At 58.7% G+C, this 23,343-nt stretch carries 28 protein-coding genes; 16 read left to right on the top strand and 12 right to left on the bottom strand.

The annotated features are described in order from the left end of the window. The 11 genes from AC07OK_RS29145 to AC07OK_RS29095 all read left to right on the top strand — a co-directional run bounded on the left by AC07OK_RS29145 (position 1) and on the right by AC07OK_RS29095 (position 9,791). On the top strand, positions 1–438 hold the full coding sequence (locus AC07OK_RS29145; RefSeq protein WP_494693549.1) for a hypothetical protein: 438 nt from the start codon (positions 1–3) through the stop codon (positions 436–438). A gap of 135 nt (positions 439–573) precedes the next feature. Continuing rightward, positions 574–1,152, top strand: coding sequence for a hypothetical protein (locus AC07OK_RS29140; protein WP_494693548.1), 579 nt, complete (start codon positions 574–576; stop codon positions 1,150–1,152). A gap of 2 nt (positions 1,153–1,154) precedes the next feature. Beyond that, on the top strand, positions 1,155–1,475 hold the full coding sequence (locus AC07OK_RS29135) for a hypothetical protein (RefSeq protein WP_494693547.1): 321 nt from the start codon (positions 1,155–1,157) through the stop codon (positions 1,473–1,475). A gap of 62 nt (positions 1,476–1,537) precedes the next feature. Continuing rightward, entirely contained in the window at positions 1,538–1,816 is a 279-nt protein-coding gene (locus tag AC07OK_RS29130; RefSeq protein ID WP_494693546.1) for a hypothetical protein, read from the top strand. Then, positions 1,798–6,045, top strand: coding sequence for a hemagglutinin repeat-containing protein (locus tag AC07OK_RS29125; RefSeq protein WP_494693545.1), 4,248 nt, complete (start codon positions 1,798–1,800; stop codon positions 6,043–6,045). The genes AC07OK_RS29130 and AC07OK_RS29125 overlap by 19 nt, the downstream gene beginning before the upstream one ends. Then, positions 6,038–6,460: a hypothetical protein gene (locus tag AC07OK_RS29120; protein WP_494693544.1), complete on the top strand. Its 423-nt coding sequence runs from the start codon at positions 6,038–6,040 to the stop codon at positions 6,458–6,460. The genes AC07OK_RS29125 and AC07OK_RS29120 overlap by 8 nt, the downstream gene beginning before the upstream one ends. A 190-nt stretch (positions 6,461–6,650) precedes the next feature. After that, a complete protein-coding gene (locus tag AC07OK_RS29115) occupies positions 6,651–6,968 on the top strand; it encodes a hypothetical protein (RefSeq protein ID WP_494693543.1) in 318 nt (105 codons plus the stop codon). A 112-nt stretch (positions 6,969–7,080) separates the two neighbouring features. Then, the gene (locus AC07OK_RS29110; protein WP_494693542.1) at positions 7,081–7,452 is read left to right on the top strand and encodes a hypothetical protein; all 372 of its coding nucleotides are present in this window, start codon (positions 7,081–7,083) and stop codon (positions 7,450–7,452) included. A 129-nt stretch (positions 7,453–7,581) separates the two neighbouring features. Beyond that, entirely contained in the window at positions 7,582–8,421 is an 840-nt protein-coding gene (locus tag AC07OK_RS29105; RefSeq protein WP_494693541.1) for an aldo/keto reductase, read from the top strand. A gap of 61 nt (positions 8,422–8,482) precedes the next feature. Beyond that, positions 8,483–9,556: a DUF4272 domain-containing protein gene (locus AC07OK_RS29100; protein WP_494693540.1), complete on the top strand. Its 1,074-nt coding sequence runs from the start codon at positions 8,483–8,485 to the stop codon at positions 9,554–9,556. 70 nt (positions 9,557–9,626) lie between these two features. Continuing rightward, the gene (locus AC07OK_RS29095; RefSeq protein ID WP_494693539.1) at positions 9,627–9,791 is read left to right on the top strand and encodes a hypothetical protein; all 165 of its coding nucleotides are present in this window, start codon (positions 9,627–9,629) and stop codon (positions 9,789–9,791) included. Here AC07OK_RS29095 and AC07OK_RS29090 read toward each other — a convergent pair. Beyond that, positions 9,788–10,411 (bottom strand): pyridoxamine 5'-phosphate oxidase family protein, encoded by a 624-nt coding sequence (locus AC07OK_RS29090; RefSeq protein ID WP_494693538.1) that lies wholly within the window; start codon positions 10,409–10,411, stop codon positions 9,788–9,790. The two genes, AC07OK_RS29095 and AC07OK_RS29090, sit on opposite strands and share 4 nt — an antisense overlap. A gap of 25 nt (positions 10,412–10,436) precedes the next feature. Next, complete coding sequence (locus AC07OK_RS29085; RefSeq protein ID WP_494693537.1) at positions 10,437–10,982, bottom strand: carboxymuconolactone decarboxylase family protein; 546 nt, start codon at positions 10,980–10,982, stop codon at positions 10,437–10,439. Positions 10,983–11,098: 116 nt separating this feature from the next. Here AC07OK_RS29085 and AC07OK_RS29080 point away from each other — a divergent pair, with 116 nt between their 5' ends. The 3 genes from AC07OK_RS29080 (at position 11,099) to AC07OK_RS29070 (ending at position 14,979) form a co-directional block, all read left to right on the top strand. After that, positions 11,099–11,998 carry a LysR family transcriptional regulator gene (locus AC07OK_RS29080; protein WP_494693536.1) on the top strand — a complete coding sequence of 300 codons (900 nt, stop codon included), beginning with the start codon at positions 11,099–11,101 and terminating at the stop codon, positions 11,996–11,998. 183 nt (positions 11,999–12,181) lie between these two features. Further along, positions 12,182–13,540 (top strand): nucleobase:cation symporter-2 family protein, encoded by a 1,359-nt coding sequence (locus tag AC07OK_RS29075; RefSeq protein WP_494693535.1) that lies wholly within the window; start codon positions 12,182–12,184, stop codon positions 13,538–13,540. A gap of 77 nt (positions 13,541–13,617) precedes the next feature. Continuing rightward, positions 13,618–14,979, top strand: coding sequence for an 8-oxoguanine deaminase (locus AC07OK_RS29070; protein ID WP_494693534.1), 1,362 nt, complete (start codon positions 13,618–13,620; stop codon positions 14,977–14,979). Between the two features lie 28 nt (positions 14,980–15,007). On the opposite strand, the gene AC07OK_RS29065 is transcribed toward AC07OK_RS29070, so the two are convergent. Then, the gene (locus AC07OK_RS29065) at positions 15,008–15,694 is read right to left on the bottom strand and encodes a GntR family transcriptional regulator (RefSeq protein ID WP_494693533.1); all 687 of its coding nucleotides are present in this window, start codon (positions 15,692–15,694) and stop codon (positions 15,008–15,010) included. Between the two features lie 252 nt (positions 15,695–15,946). On the opposite strand from AC07OK_RS29065, the gene AC07OK_RS29060 reads away from it, so the two are divergent. Then, positions 15,947–17,788: a carbohydrate-binding module family 20 domain-containing protein gene (locus AC07OK_RS29060; RefSeq protein WP_494693532.1), complete on the top strand. Its 1,842-nt coding sequence runs from the start codon at positions 15,947–15,949 to the stop codon at positions 17,786–17,788. Here the strand turns inward: AC07OK_RS29060 and AC07OK_RS29055 are convergent. The 3 genes from AC07OK_RS29055 to AC07OK_RS29045 are packed head-to-tail and all read right to left on the bottom strand — an operon-like array spanning position 17,785 to position 19,245. Further along, positions 17,785–18,114 carry a DUF2288 domain-containing protein gene (locus tag AC07OK_RS29055; RefSeq protein ID WP_494693531.1) on the bottom strand — a complete coding sequence of 110 codons (330 nt, stop codon included), beginning with the start codon at positions 18,112–18,114 and terminating at the stop codon, positions 17,785–17,787. The two genes, AC07OK_RS29060 and AC07OK_RS29055, sit on opposite strands and share 4 nt — an antisense overlap. Before the next feature lie 3 nt (positions 18,115–18,117). After that, a complete protein-coding gene (locus AC07OK_RS29050) occupies positions 18,118–18,807 on the bottom strand; it encodes an RES family NAD+ phosphorylase (RefSeq protein WP_494693530.1) in 690 nt (229 codons plus the stop codon). After that, complete coding sequence (locus tag AC07OK_RS29045; RefSeq protein ID WP_494693529.1) at positions 18,808–19,245, bottom strand: antitoxin Xre/MbcA/ParS toxin-binding domain-containing protein; 438 nt, start codon at positions 19,243–19,245, stop codon at positions 18,808–18,810. 104 nt (positions 19,246–19,349) lie between these two features. Here AC07OK_RS29045 and AC07OK_RS29040 point away from each other — a divergent pair, with 104 nt between their 5' ends. Continuing rightward, on the top strand, positions 19,350–19,796 hold the full coding sequence (locus tag AC07OK_RS29040; protein WP_494693528.1) for a YybH family protein: 447 nt from the start codon (positions 19,350–19,352) through the stop codon (positions 19,794–19,796). Between the two features lie 67 nt (positions 19,797–19,863). On the opposite strand, the gene AC07OK_RS29035 is transcribed toward AC07OK_RS29040, so the two are convergent. The 6 genes from AC07OK_RS29035 to AC07OK_RS29010 form a co-directional block, all read right to left on the bottom strand. Further along, entirely contained in the window at positions 19,864–20,487 is a 624-nt protein-coding gene (locus AC07OK_RS29035) for an immunity protein Imm33 domain-containing protein (RefSeq protein WP_494693527.1), read from the bottom strand. A gap of 183 nt (positions 20,488–20,670) precedes the next feature. Then, positions 20,671–20,868 (bottom strand): peptide chain release factor family protein, encoded by a 198-nt coding sequence (locus tag AC07OK_RS29030; RefSeq protein ID WP_494693526.1) that lies wholly within the window; start codon positions 20,866–20,868, stop codon positions 20,671–20,673. Positions 20,869–21,027: 159 nt separating this feature from the next. Continuing rightward, positions 21,028–21,588, bottom strand: coding sequence for a hypothetical protein (locus tag AC07OK_RS29025; RefSeq protein ID WP_494693525.1), 561 nt, complete (start codon positions 21,586–21,588; stop codon positions 21,028–21,030). A gap of 106 nt (positions 21,589–21,694) precedes the next feature. Beyond that, positions 21,695–22,225 (bottom strand): hypothetical protein, encoded by a 531-nt coding sequence (locus AC07OK_RS29020; RefSeq protein WP_494693524.1) that lies wholly within the window; start codon positions 22,223–22,225, stop codon positions 21,695–21,697. Further along, positions 22,188–22,715: a lysozyme inhibitor LprI family protein gene (locus AC07OK_RS29015; RefSeq protein WP_494693523.1), complete on the bottom strand. Its 528-nt coding sequence runs from the start codon at positions 22,713–22,715 to the stop codon at positions 22,188–22,190. The genes AC07OK_RS29020 and AC07OK_RS29015 overlap by 38 nt, the downstream gene beginning before the upstream one ends. Before the next feature lie 4 nt (positions 22,716–22,719). Further along, positions 22,720–23,253, bottom strand: coding sequence for a hypothetical protein (locus AC07OK_RS29010; RefSeq protein WP_494693522.1), 534 nt, complete (start codon positions 23,251–23,253; stop codon positions 22,720–22,722). Positions 23,254–23,343 lie beyond the last annotated feature (90 nt).

The following is a 23,343-nucleotide window of genomic DNA, read 5'->3' as shown; positions in this document are numbered from 1 at the left end:
ATGGATATTAAAGAAATATTTGATAAGGCGACCCTTGATGATGGAGCTAATATTGAAATAAGTGGTTGGTTGGTCGATCGATCTGATGGTTTATTTATTTTAGGTGATCATTTTCCTGAAAATTATGATTTTCCTTATAGGGTAAGGGTCGCAAATGAAAATATTATTTATCTTATTTTGCAACAGATTCCGAGTTTGGGTGGAGGTAAATCCCTTCTTTTCTATAAAGCGAAAATTAAAGGAAAATTCATAAAAGGCGCGCAGCCAGGAGTGTTGGTGAATCAGATTTTTGTAAAGTATGATCGAGACCTCGGCGAATTTCATGAAATAAAATTTGATAAAAATGAAATTGATAAATTGGTTGAAATTTTTGGTGAATATAAATTTAATCGACCAAGAGAACCAATGCGGGATTGGCTGGATGATTGTAATGGGTAATAAATAGTTTCTTCGCTGTCTGGTTTTAGTTGGTTGTACATATGGTTATTGTAAATATGATTCGCTGATCGGCCAGAGGACGAAGATAGTGCCAGCCTGGCGCAGAACGCCGCCAACAGCGGCACGGTGGTCAAGGTGGCGCCGAACGGGCTGTCGCTGCTGAACCCGAACGCCAACGGCAGCTACGTGTTCGAAACCCGTCCGCAGTTCGCCAACCACGGCGACTGGATCAGCAGCGACTACTTGCTGAAGGCGCTCGACACCGATCCAGCCGTCACGCAAAAACGCCTGGGCGACGGCTTCTATGAACAGCGCCTGGTGCGCGACCAATTGATCGAACTGACCGGCCGCGCACCCAGCGGCGGCCAGAGCGATGACAGCCGCTACAAGGAATTGCTGACCAGCGGCATCAGCGTCGCGCAGCAATACGGCCTGCGTCCGGGCATCGCGCTGAGCGCCGACCAGATCAGCCACCTGACCAGCGACATCGTCTGGATGGAAACGGAAACGGTCAGCCTGCCGGACGGCACGGTGGAAAACGTGCTGGTGCCCAAGGTTTACCTGGCCCACGCGGGCGCCGACGCCGTCAAGGCCAGCGGCGCGCTGGTGACCGGCGACGGCGTCGCCATCAGCACCAACGACAGCATTGTCAACCGTGGCGGCCTGATCGACGGCGCCAACGGTCGTACGCTGCTCCAACTTGGAAGACCATAACTATGAATAGCAACTTAACACCAATCTCTTTTCCTCAAGCAAGAGCGATCGCTGAACAACATGCCAGTGCCGAGCCGGAGGAATTCGTCGGTTCATCTTCACAGATACTGAAGAGCGAATTTCTTGAGGCTGAACACTGCTGGATGTTTTTTAGAGCCGAGGAACTTCACGTTCCAACTGAGGCCACGCTTGGAATGAGATGGGCGTATGTAGTAAGCAAAAAGGGCACGTATAGCATGGTTCAGGATTTCTCTGATGATCAGCAAAGACTTAAAGCATATTTGCACACGATGTCAGATTATTTTCAGCGCCGTGGTGAGTAGGGAGGAAAGGTCTGCAACTATGCTTTAGGGAGATCAGCCACCTGACCAGCGACATCGTCTGGATGGAAGCGGAAACGGTCAGCTTGCCGGACGGCACGGTGGAAAACGTGCTGGTGCCCAAGGTCTACCTGGCCCATGCGGGCGCCGATGCCGTCAAGGCCAGCGGCGCGCTGGTGACCGGCGACGGCGTCGCCATCAACACCAGCGACAGCATCGTCAACCGTGGCGGCCTGATCGACGGCGCCAACGGCCGCACGCTGCTGGTGGCGGGGCAGGACATCGTCAACCACGGCGCGGTCGGCCTGCAGGCGGGGGGGGAGACGTGGTCAACCAGTCGCTGACGGTCAAGCAGGAATATGCCAGCGCCAACACCAGCGGCAGCTACACCACGCTGTCCAACCAGGCCAGCATCACGGCCGGCGGCGCGTTGGCGATCAAGGCCGGGCGCGACGTGACCGACACCGGCGGCACCATCGCCGGCGCCAGCGTCGGCATGGTCGCGGGGCGCGACGTCAACTTCAACGCGCTGCAAACCGGCAGCACCTACGCCTCGCAGGTGGCCGGCTTCACGGAAAAAGACAGCAGCACCACTTACAAGACCGGCCAGGTCGCCAGCAGCGGCGACCTGAAGCTGGTGGCCGGCCAGGACATCAAGCTGAGCGGCACGCAGGTGGCGGTCGGCGCCGCCGGCAACGGCACGCTGCTGGCCGGACGCGACGTGAGCATCGCGGCCGTCGTCGACGAAGTCAACATCAGCAGGCAGAACGATCCGGGCAACAAGCTGTACGACAAGGAGGTTCGTCAGGACCAGAATGTGGTCGGCGCCTCGGTGACGGCCGGCGGCAACCTGACGGTCAAGGCCGGCGACAGCGGCCTGGGCAATCTGGCGATCGCCGGCAGCAGCCTGGCCGGCGGCGGCAAGGTGCAACTGGCCGCCAGCGGCGACGTCAGCATCACGCAGGTGCAGGAAACCCATCTGACCGACCTGGCGCACCACGACGAGTCGAGCAGCTTGTTCAAGAAGAGCAGCAACAGCTCGGCCGATTACAGCAACGTCAGCAAGGTGGTGGGCAGCAGCGTCAGCGGCGACGCGGTCACGGTGCAGTCCGGCAAGGACATCGTCGTCACCGGCAGCGAGCTGAGCGCCACCGGCGCGCTGACCCTGAGCGCGGGCCGCGACCTGCTGGTGTCCAGCGCGCAGCAGAGCGACAGCGAGCAGCACAGCGAACAACACGAGCGCAGCGGCTTCTCGTTCAATGTCGCCTCCGGCGCGCTCGGTTACAGCAAGAGCGAGCAGGCCAAGGCCGGCAACGGCGACACGGTGACGCAGGTGGGTAGCGTGCTCAGCGGCGGCAGCGTCAGCGCCAGCAGCGGACGCGATACGGTCGTCAGCGGCAGCACGGTGGTGGCCGACAAGGACATCGTCATCGACGCCGGGCGCAACCTGAGCATCGTCAGCGCCGAGAACAGCAGCGACGGCGCGTCGTCGAGCAGCAGCAAGAAGTCCGGTTCGATCGGCACGACGTTCCAGCCGGCCATCGGCACGGTCAAGAACGCGAGCGACGGCACCAGTGCCAGCGTGACGCAGGTGGGCAGCCAGATCGCCAGCCTGGGCGGCGACGTGACGTTGAAGGCGGGCGAGCAGTACACGCAAACGGCCAGCGAGGTGAAGGCGCCGCAGGGCGACATCGGCATCAGCGCCAGGGACGTGCTGATCAACGCCGCCATGAACAGCAGCGACAGCAGCGATCACACGACTTACAACAAGACGGCCATCGGCGGCACGGTCAGCATGCCGCTGGTGGATGCGTTGAAGAGCGCGAACAGCATGGTCAGCGCGGCGAAGAACACCAGCGATGGCCGCATGCAGGCGCTGGCGGCGTTGAACGCGGCGGGCAGCCTCAGCGACGCATATGCCGCCGCCGGCGCCATTAAAGGCATCCAGAGTGCGGGCATCAGGGTGAGTGTCAGCCTGGGCAACCAGACGAGCGACAGCACGGTGGTGCACGCCAGTGACACGGCGGTGGGGTCGACCGTCTCGGCCGGCGGCAGCGTGACCATCAACGCGAGCGGTGCCGGCAAGGACAGCAACCTGACGGCGATCGGCAGCGACATCAAGGCCGGCAAGGACGTCAGCCTGTCGGCTGACAACCAGGTGAATTTGCTGGCGGCGCAGAGCACGGCCAGCCAGCACAGCACCAACAGTTCCAGCGGCAGCAGCATCGGCATCGGCTTTGGCATCGGTGGCACCTCGAACGGCTTCACGATCGATCTGGCGGTGAGCCAGGCGCGCGGCAAGGCCGACGGCGACGACATCGGCTACACCAATAGCCACGTGACGGCCGGCAGCAAGGTCAACTTGAGCAGCGGAGGCGACACGACGCTCAAGGGCGGCGTGATCGCGGCGCCGACGGTGGTGGCCGACATCGGCGGCAACCTGAACATCGAGAGCCTGCAGGACAGCAGCAAGTTCAACAGCAAGCAAAGCAGTTCCGGCCTGAACGCCAGCCTGTGCATTCCACCATTCTGCTACGGCGCCAGCACGGTGGGCGGCAGCATCGGCAAGTCGCACGTGGACGGCGACTTCCTGTCGGTGTTGGAACAAAGCGGCATCAAGGCAGGCGACGGCGGCTTCCAGGTGGCGGTGGCCGGCAACACCGATCTGAAAGGCGGCCTGTTGAGTAGTAGCCAGACGGCCATCGACCGGGGCAACAACGTGCTGGTCACCGGCAGCCTGACCACCAGCGACTTGCAGAACAAGGACCACTACGATGCCGGCGGCTTCGCGTTGTCCGGCTCGGTCAGCGGCAAGATGGGCGACCAGAGCAAGTTGCCCGACACACTAAGCAAGGAACAAAAAGAGGCCGCCGCCGCCGACGGCAAGCCGGGCGCCAGCGGCGGCTTCGGCTCGGCCAGCGGCGACCAGGGCAGCACGACGGCAAGTGGCATCAGCGGTGGTCTGATCGCCATCGCCGACCAGGCGAAACAACTGGCGACGGGCAAGGATGCGGCAAGAGCCGTGGCTGGCGTGGATCGCGATGTAACGACGGAATCGGCTGCGGCCAAGGCTGGTGCGCTGACCAAGGGCTGGGATGCTCAGCAATTGCAGAAGGATGTCGATGCCCAGATCGCCATCACGCAGGAGTTCAGCAAGCAGGCGCCGAAGGCGATTGCCCAGTATGCCGGAGATGAGCGTGATGCACTGCTGAAGCAGGCCGAGCGCGAGACCGACAAGGCGAAGCAAAAAGCGCTGCAGGATGAGGCCGCGAAATGGGACGAGGGTGGCGCTTACCGCGTAGCGCTGCATGCCGTCAGCGGTGGGTTGACTGGCGGTTTGAGTGGCGCCCTTGGTGCCGGGGTGGTCGCTGATAGGGCGAAAGTTTTGGATATTCTGCAGGTCCAAGCCCGAGACGCATTGATAGCGCAGGGCGCCGATCCAGAGCTGGCCAAGGCAATTTCTCAGGGTGTGGTGGAAGCAGCCGCGTTAGGAATTGGCGCCGCCGTGGGCGGTACCGCAGGCGGGGGCGCAGCGCTGGCGACCGACACCAATAATCGACAGCTCCATCCGACGGAAATATCCTGGATCGCCTCGAACGCGAAATCTTTTGCGAAGACTTTATCTGAAAAACTAGGACGTCCTGTCTCCGAATTACAAGCGACGCAGTGGTTGACAATGGCGGGCGAGGCGGATGTCGACTTGAGTTACCTAACTTTGGCGTCCAGGCAAATTGGCTCAGCGGCATCCGAAGAAAGCATGGCATTCTTTACTGCAAAGCAGTTCATCGTCCAATACGGCAAGGGCAGTTTTGTTGATGATAGTGGCAAACAACAGACCCTGTTTGTCGCCAAGCGCGGCGACTTCCAAAATGGGGCAGTTTTTAGCGAGTACCGAAACGACAAGAACTATCGTGACTACTACTGGACGGTCATGGGGGACAATCTGAGACCGGACAACCCCACGGCGCAGGAGTTGGCGGTTTACAATGAGCGAGAAGCGATACGTCTTGGTAATGCTGCGAAGGGATTAGCAGTTAATTTAGCTCCGGGTTTGATTGCTTTCTTGGCGGGGCGTGTCTCCGCAGGGCCTAATAGGCCTGCAGACCCGACTGTTATAAAAAATAATCCTAGCGTTGGTGTGAAAGAAGAGCCACCGCTGACGGACGTGAAGTCTACCGGGTTAAATGGCTCCGCCAAAGTGACCCTATTACCGCCTGGCGTGCCGCCGTCGCTTCTCGATAGCGAGGGTAAACTCCCCGCAGGTATTGGTGGCTTAGGGACACCGATTCCTATGCCGCCATCTGCGACGCCTAATGCTACAGCGGAGGCGTTCGCACGGGCCGCATTCAACGGACAGGTCCCGGACAAGATCGTTTCAATTCTGAGCGGTGGTTCTTGGGTCGCAAAACTGCCGGATGGCAGCGTGGTCACGTTCAGGGTTGCAGGGGACGCTTCTGTTGCAACCGCCGCTGCAACAGCTACAGTTGAGGTGAACAGTGCGGCGGTCAAAGGTATTAACAACGGCAACGTGGCAAAATTCAAATTTCCTGACCAGAGAGGTACGCATGATTAAATTCGATATTGAAGTGCAGCGACAAATTATTTCGCTTGGATTGGATGATTTCTCTCCTAATGCAATGTTGCCAAAAGTGCATGGTGGACAGTATGGAGAAACGCCTGAGGAGTGGCGAAAAGAAGTAGTTTCATTTGCGTGCGGTATGTTGGCGGCGGGACTTGTTATACCATTGCCAGGGATAGAAGGCTATCAAGGGAAGAGTTCCATGGAGATCAGGGACCTTTTGCAGCAAGGTGATTCGGAAAACGGACTAGACGCTGATTTGGTTTGGGATGTCATACATTTTTCTGGCACTCAAAAGTTGCTTGAGTTGCTGCTGATGTTTGAACTCAATAATTGGCAGGCGACGCATTCAGGATTGTCGCAGTCTCTTGGTAAAGCTCTTGCGGAAATGGATGTTGTATGCTTTTAATTTAAGGGCAAGATCAAAGGAATTGTTTTGAAGGTGAGGCGCCTCGTCTGGATATGCACAGCAGTGGCGCCTACAACGGCGCCCGCGACATCGACAACATCAACACCAGCGGCAAGGCATTGGCGATATCAGCACCGGCCACGGCGCCAGCCTGGCACAGAACGCCGCCGACAGCGGCGCAGTGGTCAAGGTGGCGCCGAACGGGCTGTCGCTGCTGAACCCGAACGCCAACGGCAGCTATGTGTTCGAAACCCGTCCGCAGTTCGCCAACCACGGCAACTGGATCAGCAGCGACTACCTGCTGAAGGCGCTCGACACCGATCCAGCCGTCACGCAAAAACGTCTTGGCGACGGCTTCTATGAACAGCGCCTGGTGCGCGACCAATTGATTGAATTGACCGGCCGCGCACCCACCGGCGGCCAGAGCGACGACAGCCGCTACAAGGAATTGCTGACCAGCGGCATCAGCGTCGCGCGGCAATACGGCCTGTACCCGGCATCGCGGTGAGCGTCGACCAGATCAACCACCTGACCAGCGACATCGTCTGGATGGAAACGAAAATCGTCAGCCCGCCGGACGGCACTGTGGGAAACGTATTCAATAGGAAAAGCTAAATAGGATGAAATGGGCGAAGTTAGATGGGGTTGATGCTGAGAACTATTTGCTTTACGTGGTTATGATGTGGGTTGTCGCTCCGTACAGCAACCGCCCAGTCGATCATTTTCTTAAAAGAGTTCTTGGATATGAACGAGGCCTTGGTGGTGATCCTGGTTGGGAGATTGAATGGTTGTCAGATATGCCAGATGGAGATCACTTCAGAGTTTGGGCTGATAAGGACATAAGCTGTCTTGACCATGAGGAGTCTGTCTACGATGGAAAAACTTTTTATACGGCCATTCGGGAGACTTTATTGGCTTATGCTGTAGCGCATCCACATCGTGCCGCTGAGATAGCCGAAGTAATAAGGCACTATGGGTTTGATTTAATTTAAAGTTGAGTTCAGTTACAAGGAACTGCTGACCGGCATGACGAACGCTCGCTTCGAATGCAGATAGTTTATCGAATTTGCCAAAAAAGCACCGTTGGGGATACCATACGTTTTTTAACGGCAGGCGCCACGATGAAAACTGTGAGCTTCCCTTCGGGATCAACGGTGCCAGTGCTGGGGCAGGGCACCTGGAACATGGGCGAGGAATCGGCCCGCAAGCACGATGAAATCCGCGCCCTGCAACTGGGCCTGGACCTCGGTATGACGCTGATCGACACCGCCGAGATGTACGGCGAGGGCGGTGCCGAGGAAGTGGTGGGCGCCGCCATCGTCGGCCGCCGCGACGAGGTCTACCTGGTCAGCAAGGTCTATCCGCACAACGCCAGTTTCGAAGGCACGCAGGCCGCGTGCGAGCGCAGCCTGCGCCGCCTGAAGGTCGACAGCATCGATCTCTACCTGCTGCACTGGCAAGGCCACTACTCGCTGGACGAAACCGTCGCCGGGTTCGAAGCGCTCAAGATGGCCGGGAAAATCAAGTCCTACGGCGTCAGCAACTTCGACCTCGACAGCATGCAGGACGCCATCGGTTGCGGCGCCGTCGCCACCGACCAGGTGCTGTACAACCTGTGCAAGCGTGGCGTCGAATTCGACCTGCTGCCGTGGTGCCGCCAGCAGGGCATGCCGCTGATGGCCTACTCGCCGCTGGAGTCGCACGGCCGCGAACAGGCCGCGCTGCTGGACAACCCCGGCCTGCGCGCCGTCGCCGATGCCTACGGTGTGACACCGGCGCAGATCGCGCTGGCGTGGGTGCTGCATCAGGACGGCGTGATCGCCATCCCCAAAGCCACCGACCCGGTACACGTGCGCGCCAACCGCGCCGCCGCCGATATCAAACTCTCCCCGCAGGATCTGGTCGCGCTCGACCTGGCGTTCCCGCCACCACGTCGCGCCCGTGTGCTCGACATGCGCTAACTAACTACAACGGCGTGCGGCTCTGCTACACTGCTGGACGGCTCAAACTGTCCAGCAAATTATGTTCAACCGAATCAAACACCTGTTCTCTCCCAAGGATACCAGTCATCACATTCTGATCAACGCCTACTGCACGGCGGCCGAGGTGCCAAAACCTGGCTTCCCGCATGTGCTCATTGCACGGCGCGACCTGTCCGATCCCGAATTGCAGCCCCATCTCAACGGCTTCATGAACCACCTGGCGCAAGCCGGCGAAGGCCGCATGACGCAGGTCCGCTATCACGTGATTCGCCACGTTCAACGCGTGCGCCAGCATGTCAGCCTGTCCATCGAGGCGGGTGCGATGGACAGCTTCGCCGCCTGGGCGGAGGCCGCAAACGCCATCGTCTTCATGGTCGACGGCAGCGTGCGCGATCCGCAAGGGCGCATCCTGCTGCCCGCCACCGGCGACGACGGCGATCCGCAAGCCGTGGTTCCATACCCGCCGCAGGCCTGGCAGCGCAAGGCGCGCTCGGACGAGCTGCTGGCCGGACGCAAGATCGCCGTGCCGGCGACGCTGCCGCCGCTGGTGTCCGAGCCGGAGCTGCGCTTGCGCACGCCGGAGGATGTGCTGCGCAGGATGTTGGCGCTGTTCGTGGTCGCGATCCGCGCGGAATCGCTGGCGGGCGGCCGCGCCATCGCGGTCGACGATCTAAAAGAACGCTTTCCGCCAGCCTTCGCCGGCTTGACCGATGCCGAACGGGCTTTTCTTGCGCAGGAGGCGCCAACGGAGCGGGAGACCACTCAGTTCCTGTGGCGCTATGAAGCCATCCTTGTGCTGCAGTGGGTGCTCGGCCTGCAAGAGGCGCTGCCGTTCGCCGATGCGATCTGCGACGTGGCCGCGATCTCGCGCACCGTCATCGATCGCGGCACCGAAGGCCTGCGCAAGCAACTGGCCATGCGTCCGGCGACGGAGATCCTCGATGCGCTGGATCTGCACTACCGCCTGCACTGGGCCACCCGCCAGGCGATCTTGAAGAAAACCACCGCTCCGGCGGGGTTGAATGACGGCGTGCTGCAAGAGCGCCATCATGGCTTGAACTGGCTGGTGCATTTCGAGGACCGCGACTGGGACGAAGTCGATACCCCTACCTGACCTGCAAACTTCTATGAGCCTTCAATCTGTTCGTGAGTTTTTCCTCGCCCGAGATCTTCAACTTCCCATCGTGGAGCTGGATGTCAGCACCGCCACCGCCACCGTGGCGTTGGCGGCCGAGGCGCATGGCGTCGAGCCGGGACGCATCGCCAAGACACTGGCCTTCCGGGTTCGCGACAAACGGAAGCTGGCCTTGCTGGCGATGCTGGGCGTTACCGCGCACGTGTCGGACTAAGTGGCGCCGTTCGGCGCCGTGAGCTCTGCCACCTGTTCCTTGAGCTGCTTCAGTTGAGCGAGCAGCGGCGCTGTCATGGCGGTGACTTCCTGCTCCGTGTAGCGGGGCGTGATGTGCTGCGGGCAGTTCCAGTCGTAGCCTTCAACGGTGATGATGAAGGCCCGCTCGATGCGTGCTTTGTAGCCCTGCATGTGCAACAGCTCCATCAACGCCGGATCGTCGGCTGCTTCCACGATGCGTGTGCGACCGATGATTTTCATCCGCACCTGCCTCGCATAGTCGACCAGTATCATCGAGATGCGGTCATCCCCCTTCAGGTTGCCGACGCTGAGGTACTGCAGATTGCCGCGGAAATCGGCGAAGGCCAGCGTTTTCGCGTCGAGCGCGCGCAGAAATCCTTGCGGGCCGCCGCGATGCTGCACATAGGGCCAGCCGGTTTCGCTGACGGTGGCCTGGTAAAAATGATCCATCTCCTCGATGAAGGCGATTTCCCTTTCGCCCAGGCTGTCCTGCCGGTCTTCCATCTGGTCGAGAAACGCATAACGGGCGCGGCTCCCCATGCTGCCTTGAACCTCACGCACCGCCGGCGTGAAGGTGATATCGGAATAGGCGCGACCCATGATGTGCTCCTCGATCAGTGTGAAATCAGGCTGCGATTTTCAGGTCGACTTTCGGGAAGTCGATCTCCACGCGGCCGGCTTTAGCGAGAATATTGGTCAGGAAGTTCATGCCGACGTGGGTGATGATCTCGACGATGTCCGATTCGCTGTAGCCCGCGCTGCGGATAGCCGCCAGCTCGATGGCGCTTACTGCACCCTTGTTCTCCATCAGGCTTTGCGCGAACTTCACCGCGACATCGGCTTGCGCATCCGCGCTGTTTCCGCTGCGGGCGGCGTTCATTTCTTCGGTGTTCAAGCCGGTCTTGCGGCCGATCGCGGTATGGGCGGAGAGGCAGTATTCGCAGCTGTTCTGCTGCGCCAGCGCCAGCGCGATGCGTTCGCGGGTCAAGGCGTCGAGCGTGCCGCCATTGGCCACGCCGTGCAAGCCGAGGAAGGCGCGCAGCGCGACCGGCGAATTGGCGAACACTTTCAGGAAGTTGGGCACCATGCCGAGTTGTTCCTGGATGGCGTCCAGCAGGGCTTTTTGTTCGGCGTTGGCGGTGGCGGTTTCGATGGTGGCGATACGGTTCATGGTGGTTTTCCTTTAGGTTGGGTTGTTTGTTCAGCGAACACTTGCAGTTTCATCGATGTGCGTAATAATGAGAATCCGTTCTTTATGCAATAGACTATTTCGAATGAGGGAATAATATGGACAAGCTTTCCGCCATGGCGATCTTTGTGGCAGTCGTCGATGAAGGCGGCTTTGCCGCCGCCGCCCGCAAGCTGAAGATCTCGCCGCCGGTGGTCACGCGCGCCGTCACGGAGCTGGAGGAGGGCATGGGCGTGCGCCTGCTGCTGCGCACCACGCGCGTGGTGCGGCTGACCGAAACCGGCGCGCGCTACGCAGCCGATTGCCGCCGCATCCTGGTCGACGTGGCGGATACCGAAACCTCGGCCGCCGGCGCGCACGGTGCGCCGCGCGGACGGCTGGTGATCACGGCTTCGGTGATGTTCGGCGCGATGTACGTCACGCCCATCGTCACCGAATACCTGCGGCGCTACCCGGAAACCGATGTCGAATGCCGCTTCCTCGACCGCGTGGTCAACATGATGGACGAGGGCGTGGATGCGGCGATCCGTATCGGCGCCTTGCCCGATTCCAGCTATCAGGCGGTGCGCGTGGGGCAGGTGAGGCAGGTGGTGTGCGCCGCGCCGGCCTATCTGGCTGCGCGTGGTATTCCTGCTACGCCGCAGGACTTGGCCGGGCATGACCTGATCGCCGCCACCGCTGTCACGGCGACCAACGATTGGCGCTTCGAGCATGACGGCAAATCGCAAACCGTGAAGGTGCGCCCGCGCCTGAGCAGCACCAGCAACGACGCCGCCTTGCGCGCGGCGCTGGACGGTTTCGGCATCACCCGCGTGCTGTCCTACATGGCCGCGCCGTATCTGGCCGATGGCCGTTTGAGCGCCGTCCTGTCTCCCTACGAAGCCGCAGCGGTGCCGGTCAGCGTGGTGCACCACGAGGGCCGGCATTCGTCCCGCAAGCTGCGCGCATTCCTCGATCTGGCGATTGCCACGTTGCGTGAAGACGGCGCGCTACGATAGAAAAATTGTATACAAAATTCGTTGACAATGTATCCGACGAGGCGCAATATCGTTGTCAATTAAACGCGTCGGTCACGAGCTGTTGCGTTGCTAGGCATCATTTCTACGCACGGTTAAGGGCAGCCCGTGTGGGTAGTAGTTGCAAAGTAACGCCCAATAAAAAAGACAGATGGAGACGCGTTTATGAATCACTTGTTATTTCAGGTCGAGGATCGACCACCCCTATTGACCACCGTACTGCTGGCGGCGCAGCACATGCTTGCCGCGTTGGGCGGCATCATCGCCGTGCCGCTGGTGGTGGGCGCCGCGCTCAAGCTACCTGCGGACCAGATCATCACCCTGATCAACGCCGCCTTGCTCGGCTCCGGCATCGTCACGATTATTCAATGCAAAGGCGTAGGCCCAGTCGGCATCAGGCTTCCTTGCGTGATGGGCACCAGCTTCGCCTTCGTCGGCGCGGCCATCAGTATCGGTCTTGAACACGGCGTTCCGGCGATACTCGGCTCGTCGCTGGCGGCTTCGCTGGTGATGATCGTCGGCAGCTGCTTCATGCCGAAGATCCGCAAGCTGTTCCCCCACGCCGTCACGGGTGTGGTGGTGACGATGATCGGCCTGTCGCTGGTGCCGGTGGCGGTGGACTGGGCTGCGGGCGGCCATGCGCCGGGCGCTGTTTATGGTTCGCCACTCAACCTGGGCATCGCCGCGTTCGTGTTGGTGACGGTCATCATGCTGGTCCAATTCGGCAAGGGGATTGTATCCGCCGCCGCCGTGGTGATCGGCATGTTCATCGGCTACGTGCTGTGTGTTTCGCTGGGCATGATCGACTTTACCCAGGTGCGGAATGCGCCGGTCTTCGCGCTGCCGCAGCCGCTCCATTACGGCATGACCTTCCCGGTGGCCGGCATCGTCGCGATGGCGATTGCCTACCTGGTGACAATGGTGGAAACCACCGGCACCTTCATGGCGCTGGGCGCCGCCACCAACACCAAGATGCGCGGCAAAACGCTGGCGCGCGGCATCCTGTGTGACGGCGTCGGTTCGGCCTTCGCCGCGCTGATGTCCAGCCCTCCGGTATCGACCTTTGCGCAGAACGTCGGCGTGGTGTCGTTGACGGGTGTGGCCAGCCGCCACGTGGTGGCGCTGACCGGCGTGATGCTGCTGCTGGCTGGCTTGTTCCCGGTGTTGGGCGCGGTGGTGGTGACGATCCCGCAACCGGTACTTGGCGGAGCTGGGTTGATGATGTTCGCGATGATCATCTCGGCCGGCGTGCAGTTGCTGAGCCATGTGGAGCACACCAAGCGTAACGGCGTCATCATGGCGGTGTCCATCGGCTGCGGCCTGGCGGTGACGGTGCGGCCGGAACTGCTGTCCCAACTGCCGGCCTTCGTCAAGGAAGTCTTCGGCTCGGGCATCACGGTTGGCGCGCTGGTCGCGGTGGCCCTGAACCTGGTGCTGCCTGAACGTCCGGTAGAATCGACCGACGACGATGAAGAAGAGGATGTACCACAGGCTTTTTTAACCGCCGAGCGTGAAGCAGCTTAAAATACGCCGGATATCAACCTAACTGTTTCCGCAGTGCCCGTGCATTGTTTCCGCAGTGTTTAACTATCATAGAAATTATGACTAAAACTCTACTGATCAAAAATGCGCGCGTGCTGGTAACGATGGATGACGAGCGCCGTGAAATCGCCGACGGCGCCGTCTACATCCGGGACAACGTGATCGAACAAGTCGGCCGCAGCGCCGACCTGCCGCAGCAGGCCGACGAGATCATCGACGCGGCCAACCATGTGGTGATGCCCGGCCTGGTCAACACCCATCATCATATGTACCAAAGCCTGACGCGTGTGATTCCCGCTGCGCAGAACGGCGAACTGTTTAACTGGCTGACCAACCTGTATCCGATCTGGGCCAACCTGACGCCGGAGATGGTCAACGTGTCGACGCTGGCGGCGATGTCGGAGCTGATCATGTCCGGCTGCACGACCAGCAGCGACCACCTGTACATTTACCCCAACGGCTGCAAGCTCGATGACAGCATCGCGGCGGCCGGCAAGATCGGCATGCGTTTCCATGCCGCGCGCGGTTCGATGAGCGTGGGCCAGTCCAAGGGCGGCCTGCCGCCGGACCGCGTGGTGGAAGAGGAGGGCGCGATCCTCAAGGATACGCAGCGCCTGATCGAAACCTATCACGATGCCGGCCGCTACGCGATGCAGCGCATCGTGGTGGCGCCATGTTCGCCGTTCTCGGTCTCGCGCGATCTGATGAAGGAAGCCGCGACGATGGCGCGCAGCTTCGGCGTATCGCTGCACACCCATCTGGCTGAAAACGCGAACGACATCGCCTACAGCCGCGAAAAATTCAATATGACGCCCGCCGAATATGCCGAGGATTGCGGCTGGGTGGGCCATGACGTCTGGCACGCGCACTGTGTGCAGTTGGACGACGACGGCATCTACATGTTCGGCCGCACCGGCACCGGCATCGCGCATTGTCCCTGCTCGAATATGCGGCTGGCGTCGGGCATCGCGCCGATACGCAAGATGCTCGACAGCGGCGTCTCGGTGGGCCTGGGTGTCGACGGTTGCGCCTCCAACGATTCCGGCCACATGATGGGCGAAGTGCGGCAGGCGATGCTGTTGCAGCGCGTGGGCTTCGGCCCGGATGCGATGACGGCGCGGCAGGCGCTGGAAGTCGCCACGTTGGGCGGCGCCAGGGTGCTGAACCGCGATGACATCGGCGCGCTCAAGCCGGGCATGGCGGCGGACATCGTGATGTTCAAGCTCGATACGATAGGCTTTGCCGGCGCGCTGCACGATCCGGTCGCGGCGCTGGTGTTCTGCACGCCGCCGAATGTCTCGTACAGCATCATCAACGGCAAGGTGGTGGTGCGCGAGGGTGTGCTGTGCACGATCGACCTGCCGGTGGTGATCGAGCGCCACAACGCGCTGGCGCATCAATTGGCGCTGGCTGCCCGCTGATAGCAGGCGATACCGCGATTTCGTATCGCTACATCAGCAGTGCGGAGATCAGGTCTTTCTTCGCCGGACTGGCATTGACGTCGAAATTGAGCGCCGCTTCAACGTGGCTCAGATGGTGCAGCATCAGCTCCGCCGCCTTGTCCGCGTCACCCGAGCGGGCGGCGGCCAGGAAGGCGCTGTGTTCGTCGGACGAGCAGGCGGCGTCGCGTTCGGACTGATACAACATGGTGATCAGCGAACTGCGGCCCACCAGCTCGCGCACGATTTCCTTCAGCACCTCGTTGCCCACCACATCCGCCAGCAGCACGTGGAAATCGCCCAGCAGCTGCTGCCGCATCTTCGACGGCACTTGCGACAGCGCGTTGCGTTCTTCCTTCAAATGCTTCTCCAGCATTTTGTAATCGGCCGGCTTGGCCTTGGCGGTGAACTCGCGCGCCAGCGCCGCTTCGATGATGCGACGTGCCGCGAAGATCTCGCGTGACTCGCGCTCGCTGGGTTGGCTGACCACGGCGCCCTTGTCGGGAACCATGTTAATCAGCTTGTCCTTCGACAGTATCAGCAGCGCCGCGCGGATCTTGGTGCGGCTGACCGAGTACAAACGACACAACGCCTCTTCCCGCAGCTTGGTCCCAGGCGGCAGCTTGCGCGCCGCGATGGCTTCGGCGAGGTTGTTGGCGATATCGTTGGCGCTTTCGACGGGGAGTGTGCTGGACATGAGGTGGCTATGGATCTCGTAGTGTCGTTTTTTCACCCCATCATACATGGGCTGCCGGGGATTGACTATCTGGCAGTATCTCGCGAGTAATCGCATTACATCTGTGTCGTACGGAAATTGTGTGGAAGCGATTCCTGCAGGGGAATGTAAAAACCGTAGCGAATTTCGCTTGTTGTTTACTGTAGTTCTGCTACATTTTATCTGGGCTGCAGTATTTCCCAAAATACAAAATATAACGACACGGAGATAAAAATGATGAAAACCTTACTGGCCGCCGGCCTGCTGGGCGGTTGCGCCCTCGCGCCTGCGCATGCCGCCTTCAACCCCGCCGATACGTCGGTACAGATGTTCCGCTGGAAGTGGAACGACATCGCCAAGGAATGCACCAACTGGCTCGGCCCGCAGGGCTTTGGCGCGGTACAGGTATCGCCGCCGCAGGCCTCGGCCAGCCTGGGCGCCTGGTGGGATGTGTACCAGCCGGTGAACTTCGCTTCGTTGAAGAGCAATATGGGCACCGAGGCCGAGTTCCAGACCATGATCAACACCTGCCACACCGCCAAGGTGCGTGTGTATGCGGACGTGGTGGTCAATCACCTGGCGGCCGGTTCGGGTACCGCCACCGACGGCTCGACGTGGAATTCGGCTACGCTGGCCTATCCCTTCTTCAGCGCCAGCGATTTCCATCCGGCCTGCGACATCGCCGGCAGCGACTACGGCTCGCCGGGCAACCGTTACAACGTGATGTTCTGCCGCCTGAGCGGCCTGCCGGACCTGAAGACGGACGGCTCCTACGTGCAAGGCCAGGTCAAGACCTACCTGACCAAATTGATCAACATGGGCGTGGACGGCGTGCGCTTCGACGCCGCCAAGCATATGCAGCCCAGCGATCTGCAGGCGATCATGAGCGGCGTCACGCACACCACCCTGGCTGGCGAGTCGCTGTGGATCACGCAGGAGGTGATCCCGGACAGTAATGTGGTGCGCTCCGACTACTACAGCGTCGGCACGCTGAACGAATTCCAGTACACCTTCGCCATCAAGGCCATGTTCCGCAACGAGAACGGCGCCAGCCTGTCGCAGGTGCGCGCCATCATGGGCACGCCGGGCAACTGGGGCGGCACCTGGGGCTTTGTGCCGAGCGAGAAGGCGACTGTCTTCGTCAATAACTGGGACACGGAGCGCAATGGCAGCTCGCTGGTGGCCAGCAATTATGTCTCCGGCACGACCAACGACACGCAAGGCACCAAGCGCTACGACCTGGCGAACATCTTCATGCTGGCCTGGCCATATGGCTCGGCGCAGCTGCACTCGGGCTTCCGCTTCACCAGTTTCGACCAGGCGCCGCCGAGTGCCAGCCCGTTCGACGCCAGCGGCAACCCGCTGATCAACCAGCAGTGGGACTTCATCCACCGCTGGAGCGACATCTCCAACATGGTCGCGTTCCGCGCGGCGACGTCGGGGCAGGGCGTGGACTACTTCACCAACGGCACCGCCAACCAGATCGCGTTCGGGCGCGGCGCCAAGGGCTTCGTGGCGATCAACAATGAGTATTCGGCCTGGAACGCGTCGCTGCAAACCCTGCTGCCCGCCGGGACCTACTGCAACGTGGTGCACGGTCAGCTGAACGCGGGCGGCACGGCCTGCACCAGCGACAGCGTCACCGTCGGCAGCAATGGCGTGATCAGCGTGAGCATCCCGGCCAATGGCGGCGCGACGGTGCCCGCGGTGGCGCTGCATATCAACCAGAAGATCGGTGGCGGCGGCACGTGCACCACGGTGCCGGTGACCTTCCGTGTGGCGAACGCGAATACGGTAGTGGGTCAGAACGTGTACGTGGTGGGTAATCGCGCGGAGCTGGGCAACTGGGTGCAGGGCGCCAGCGATCAGCTCAATATCGAAGGCAGCGGCGCCAATGCTCCGTGGTCGCGCACCTTCCAGCTGCCGCCGTCGACGGCGATCCAGTACAAGTTCATGAAGTACGGCGTGAGCACCGTGTGGGAGAGTAACCAGTCCACCGCCAGCGGCAATCGCGAAGCGACCACGCCGGCTTGCGGCGGATCGGTCACGCTCGACGCGGGCAGCTTCCAGTTTTAATGCACGCTGGCTGGAACAGCCTTCTCCTGCTGCACGAGGATGAAGGGGCTGACGACGACTGCCCACAGTTGGGCGTTGGTCTCCAGCCAGGTCGCAGCCTGCTCGTCGCTGACTTTGGCGAGCAGGCCGGCGTTCATCCACTGGCCGATGTGGGTCTTGTCGTCGTGCGAGATGCGCACGGCCACGTCGACCAGGTCCAGCGAATTGGCGATCCACACCACATTGCCGGCGGCGAAATGTTTGAGCAGTTCGGTCCAGGGCAGGCGCGCGGTCTCGCGGTTCACTTTGAGGCGCAGGTCGGTGTCGTTTTCAGGTTTGGTTTGCATGATTCAGATAATTTCGATGATCGGTACGGGGTTACCTCGCCATGTTAACCGATAGGCCGCGCCTTTGCGAACATTGCCCACCAGCGCAGGGCGGAAGCAGGCCAGGTTGGTGCCGCCGTCCAGCCGCACGCTTGGGTAGATGATGCCCAACGAGCCGCCATCGAGCAGGCGCTCGGCCAGGATCTGCGACTCGATATAGCTGTCCGGCGTCAGGCAGCCCAGGTAGCGCGCCTGGCCGCGCAGGTCGTGGAAGGGGGCGGTGAAATCGGCCAGCATGGTCTGGTACTGGACGCTGTCGTCGAAGCGGTTGATCTCGGCATATTCGACGGCCTTGTGGAAGCTGACTTCGGCCAGCGCGGTCTGGACGTCGAAGGCGCAGTACCACGCGCCGCGATCGCCGCCGTTGAAGCGGCTGCCTTCAGGGCGGGCGTAGGTAAAGGCCGCGTTCACGATGCGGAAGTTCGGTACGCCGAACACCAGTTCATCCATCGTGATGCCGGCGGCGCCGCCGTTCTGCGCCTGCAGGCGGGCGTTGGTGGCGTTATCCAGTTCGAACAGATCGTGCAGGTCCTGTTCGTTGTCGGCCAATGGCGATAGCACCGAGTCTTCGAGATCGGCGAAGCGCGAGGGCAGCAAACGGCAGGTGTCGAACTGGCGCAGCGTGGTGAGGGGCGGAATCAGGCTGACCGGCACTTACAGTCCTCCGCGGCGCGCGTCCAGCAACTGGCGCACGATCTGCATGGCGGGCAGGCCGCCGGCAGCGATATAGGTCAGTGGCGTGCGGCCGCCGAAGATCAGGTTGGTATTGGCAAGGCCCATCCACTCGTCGGCCAGTTTGTCGCCGTAGAGGATGTGCAGCGCTTTGTAGATGCCCAGCAGGTAGGAGATGCGCGTGATGCAGTCCACCTCCAGCGTGCGTTCCGGGTTTTTTTTCCACTCGTAGTAGGCGCTGCTGGAGATGCCGCCCAACAGTTCGCGGGCGTCGTCGTCGCGCAGCTTCCAGGCGGCGGCCAGTTTGAAAAAGCCCTTGAGGGCGGCCTTGGACAGTCGTTCGCGCTCGGGCTTGGCGTGCAGGTCGACCAGGATGGTGGGCTCGAAGCGGCTGCGGGGGTAAGCGTAGGTAAGATTCATAAATCCTCCGTTGATGGACTAGTTATACTCCTTTTTCGGATGAATAGCAATCAGGGACCAACTGGACTAATATCGTCTTGTCTACAAAACAGGGGAGGGTGGCCATGAAATGGGGGAATTTGGTGGTGGCTGGGGTATTGGCGTTGGCTGCGGCCGCAGCGAGTGCGGCGCCGGCGTTCACGGGAGTGCAGGAGCAGGTGGCCAACGTCGAGCGGGCCTTTGCCGCAACCATGAAGGCGCGCGATCATGCGGCTTTCGTGACTTTTCTGTCCGAAGAGGCGGTGTTCAGTGGCGCCGGGCAGTCCTTGCGCGGGAAGCAGGCGGTGGCCGACGATTGGAAGAAGTTCTTCACCAAGCCCGGTGCGCCATTTTCCTGGGAGCCGGATGAGGTTGAAGTGCTGGCGTCGGGCACGCTGGCCAAGACATCCGGTCCCGTGCATGGGCCGGACGGCAAGCTGATCGCGAGATTCAGCTCGGTCTGGCGGCTGGAGGCGCCGAATACATGGCGTATCGTGTTCGATGGTGGTGTCGAGGTTTGCGGCGGAAAATAAAGAGCAGTAGCTCAGACTGGGCAAATTGATGAGGGTCGGCTTACGCCCCAAAGCGGAAGTTCGAAATCTATTCCTCGTCGCGTAATCGCTCACGTGCGTCAGACAGCGCTTGTTGATACTCCATATTGAATGGACTTACCAATTTCTTCTCAAAAATACAGCACAGATTCCAGAGTGCCCTTTGCTCTGCTTGGTCTACTATGATCAGCTGGTCTGAATCAGAATAGCGGCTCAAAAATTCAAATAACACTAACGTTTCGTCACTAGTAAGTGATATTTTAACTTCAGAACTTATTTTCTCATCCATTGTAAATCTGCACTTTATCTTTGTCTGCAACTGACCGCTAAGCGCTATCGGAAGCCCTTTCAGTAACTCGGCGTCAAACCAGACATCTTCATAACCTGGCGCGAGCAAAATTCGCCATCCTGGTGGTAGGGCTAGATAAGGAACAATCGCAGCGCAGTAGTCTGCAAGGTGAGAGACGCACAGTGGCTGATAAAAATCTACATCCGCCAATTGCTCACCTCCATGAATGTACCATCCACAATCACCATTTTCTGGCTGGGCCCGGACTGCATGAACCGGAAAATTCTTCAATGTCGCCAGCGCAACCCCTACTTTTTCGTCCGCATCAGGCGGCGTATAGGACGTATTGAATCGCTGGCAAATTTCTTTTTGCTCATCAGGCATATTTGGTTTCTGTACTGAAATTCAAGAGCAACTTTTTTCCCCATACAGCCTCAACCTTACAGTTCTAGCCGGTTCACAAGTTTTTGGAAGTTTTCAGCCATACGTATTGCATCGTCGGGCCCCATTCCAATCATGGCTAGTGGCCGAAAACAGGCAGCAGTTTTACCTTGGTGCACGAGGCGCCTAATAAAATTCCAAGAGACGATTCTTCAGCATTTCCCAAGCTTCATCACGATTTAAAAAACCATTTCGTTCCTCCGAGCACTCAACCATAATTCCGGAAGGTAAATGCGTAATTCGAACACAACATTTTGTGTTGTCGGTAGAGCCAGGAAAAAGGAGTCTCCCTGGGACAGGAACGCGAATGGTCTCTATCCGCACAACGGTCGTATCAAATTTTTCGTTTTCCGTAACGGTAAAAATACCAATGTTATTATTGCAATGACCAGTAATATAAAATTTTTGCCATTATTTGGCATTCGTTACTTTTTTTAAATGTCCGTTAATGGCCGTCAGCCATCTTGCTATTGAACTGATAGCCTAAAATGTATATCGACTGAACAATGCAAGCCAGGCGGCCCACGGCCACTCTGGCACAAATGGCTGATGAGCACGAGTGCGTAAGTTGATAATCAAATCTGCGCCCCTCGTAGCAGCTCGTTCCACTGCCTCTTTGCATGCGGAACATCGTAGACGTAATTCTTCATCGGTCATTTCTTTTTCGTCACGAGCAATTATTTCCATAGCGATTCTGAACGCTCCAATATTGCTGTATACGAACACAATATCCTCGGAGAGCAAGACCCCGAGCAGGCCGAGCTTTCCAACCACGTCCTCATATACTCGGTCACGAGGTCGTTCGAATGGTCTTAAAAATGTAGCCTTCCTTTGTTCGGAATCGATATTGCTGACGATGCCATTCAACATAGCTACTATCATCGGCAAGGCTAATTCGTAAGCCGCGAGCTCGCCAGCTAAGCTTGCGGCAAGAGCTGAGCCGTCACGAAACCTCCTAAGACTCTCCGCCAAAAAACTATTTAAATACGCAACACAAATGGCGACACTACCTGCTATTAGTGCAACTATGACACCGTCAGACATTTACATCTCCAATATATTCTTGCAGCATCGACATTTAACCACGGTCCGCAATTGGCCGATACGCGACTACATGCGTTCAATAGTGACGGTTTAATTTCAAATCCTTTCAAGCCGCCTTCTCACAAAGTACGAAGCGATTGGTCTTCGCATTCCAGCTATCCCCACGTCCCTGTAGAAAAATGAGCTGCCCATATTCATCCATGCTTGTTTGACGCCCAGACCTATGCAACCATTCATCATAGATTTTATCGAACTCTTCTTCGCTAAGTTGCGGTAGCTTCGTCGCCGAGAAATCGAAAACCACAGAAAAATCCTCGTTCGATAACAACGGGGTCTCCGTCACGAAATCCACGCCAAGAAGATTCATCAAAATCTTAAACTCGTCGTCGCTTTCAAGAACAACTGGAAAATACTCCTGACAAGCTTCATCCATCGCAATGAGCGAAGCCGATGCGGACGAAATTTGTCTATCAGTGGCCGTGAATAAATAATTCCTCATGTCATTCTTTATGGTTGCCGTTTGCGCTTGTTTCGTCCGGTGTTGGCCGAACACAGTCATCCGATAGCTGCGTTGATTTCCAATCCATCTGCCAGCAAAACTACTGCTGACTCCAAAACTTATAGGAATCGCTTTCACTTATCTCGTTTATGCGAGCATTAGTTCTTGAAATCATGCAATCGATCGAAGCATTCGGGCCACCATTTCCGCCAAAAAATTGAATATCAATAAGGTCGCCGCACTCGACTTTAACAAGGGAACGCCATTTTTCGTCAGCCGTATTTATACCTGCAATCACCGACGCTTTCGCCTTTTTATTAATTTCAGAATTCTTGGAGGTAACTGTCGCAGATTCCACCTTAGCTATAAGCTGCTTGACTTTTTGCCTCTCCAACTTCTCGGCAACCCTGAGTTCTTTAATCAGGCAGTCGTAGACGCTACCGTTACTATCAAAGCACGGGCTATCTTCAAACGCATACGCTGACGAAAATAAAATCGACAGCATTACGGCAGATGTTGTTCGTATTCTTCTTGGCGGCATAAAATCCAATTCATAAAAAAATTGCCAACAGCGAACGTCTGCAACTGGCCGCATTCTGCCAGTCAATAATGCATCAAAGTCAGTCAATGTATCAATTGACCGGTCGTTTTTTCATGTCCAGCAACATGAAACGACTGCCAGAATCACAGCCATCATTGCACCAGATTCCCCAAGCTGAATCGCCGTAATCGAAGAAATACTGCGTGATTGTTTTTCCCGATACCGATTTCAAATCAAGACGATATCCGATAGGCAGAACCTTGTCTCGGTCAAGGCCGAGATGGAAAGCGTCATAGGCTTTTACGAACTCATCACCCGTAACTTTCGAAAGCGCAATCTTCGTGAAATATGACTTATTGCCAATCTCTTCAGGATTGTTGCGCACCATTTGCGACGGAATGAAAACTGGTGCATAGGAGCCAGGTTGCGACCAAACCCAACCGACGTGGCCTTCGATAACATGACCATACGGCGTACAAGTAATCTGAGCCCATGTCGCCATAGGTCCAGGGAGTTCAACCACTGCATCGCCGGGTGTCCCAGCGCAGTCACCCACCGGCGCCGCTATAGATTGCGAGCTTACCAGAATGAGCGCTAACAAAAAATATTTAAATATCGAGTTCAATTTAGACCTTTAGGGAAGCGCTGATTTAATCGGTCTCTGGCGTCGGAACCGTCGGTAAGCTGTCACAATATCACCTTCATTCCTCGCGAG

Source organism: Duganella sp. GW821-FHT07G03, from assembly GCF_059418605.1.
Note: the sequence above shows the minus strand (reverse complement) of the source record. Positions and strands in the feature narration are given on the sequence as shown.

Bases quoted from the DNA above. Each gene is read 5' to 3' on its own strand.
- AC07OK_RS29145 (WP_494693549.1), top strand. From the start codon at position 1: ATGGATATTAAAGAAATATTTGATAAGGCGACCCTTGATGATGGAGCT.
- AC07OK_RS29135 (WP_494693547.1), top strand. From the start codon at position 1,155: ATGAATAGCAACTTAACACCAATCTCTTTTCCTCAAGCAAGAGCGATC.
- AC07OK_RS29130 (WP_494693546.1), top strand. From the start codon at position 1,538: ATGGAAGCGGAAACGGTCAGCTTGCCGGACGGCACGGTGGAAAACGTG.
- AC07OK_RS29120 (WP_494693544.1), top strand. From the start codon at position 6,038: ATGATTAAATTCGATATTGAAGTGCAGCGACAAATTATTTCGCTTGGA.
- AC07OK_RS29110 (WP_494693542.1), top strand. From the start codon at position 7,081: ATGAAATGGGCGAAGTTAGATGGGGTTGATGCTGAGAACTATTTGCTT.
- AC07OK_RS29105 (WP_494693541.1), top strand. From the start codon at position 7,582: ATGAAAACTGTGAGCTTCCCTTCGGGATCAACGGTGCCAGTGCTGGGG.
- AC07OK_RS29100 (WP_494693540.1), top strand. From the start codon at position 8,483: ATGTTCAACCGAATCAAACACCTGTTCTCTCCCAAGGATACCAGTCAT.
- AC07OK_RS29090 (WP_494693538.1), bottom strand. From the start codon at position 10,411: ATGGGTCGCGCCTATTCCGATATCACCTTCACGCCGGCGGTGCGTGAG.
- AC07OK_RS29085 (WP_494693537.1), bottom strand. From the start codon at position 10,982: ATGAACCGTATCGCCACCATCGAAACCGCCACCGCCAACGCCGAACAA.
- AC07OK_RS29080 (WP_494693536.1), top strand. From the start codon at position 11,099: ATGGACAAGCTTTCCGCCATGGCGATCTTTGTGGCAGTCGTCGATGAA.
- AC07OK_RS29075 (WP_494693535.1), top strand. From the start codon at position 12,182: ATGAATCACTTGTTATTTCAGGTCGAGGATCGACCACCCCTATTGACC.
- AC07OK_RS29070 (WP_494693534.1), top strand. From the start codon at position 13,618: ATGACTAAAACTCTACTGATCAAAAATGCGCGCGTGCTGGTAACGATG.
- AC07OK_RS29065 (WP_494693533.1), bottom strand. From the start codon at position 15,694: ATGTCCAGCACACTCCCCGTCGAAAGCGCCAACGATATCGCCAACAAC.
- AC07OK_RS29060 (WP_494693532.1), top strand. From the start codon at position 15,947: ATGATGAAAACCTTACTGGCCGCCGGCCTGCTGGGCGGTTGCGCCCTC.
- AC07OK_RS29055 (WP_494693531.1), bottom strand. From the start codon at position 18,114: ATGCAAACCAAACCTGAAAACGACACCGACCTGCGCCTCAAAGTGAAC.
- AC07OK_RS29045 (WP_494693529.1), bottom strand. From the start codon at position 19,245: ATGAATCTTACCTACGCTTACCCCCGCAGCCGCTTCGAGCCCACCATC.
- AC07OK_RS29040 (WP_494693528.1), top strand. From the start codon at position 19,350: ATGAAATGGGGGAATTTGGTGGTGGCTGGGGTATTGGCGTTGGCTGCG.
- AC07OK_RS29035 (WP_494693527.1), bottom strand. From the start codon at position 20,487: ATGCCTGATGAGCAAAAAGAAATTTGCCAGCGATTCAATACGTCCTAT.
- AC07OK_RS29025 (WP_494693525.1), bottom strand. From the start codon at position 21,588: ATGTCTGACGGTGTCATAGTTGCACTAATAGCAGGTAGTGTCGCCATT.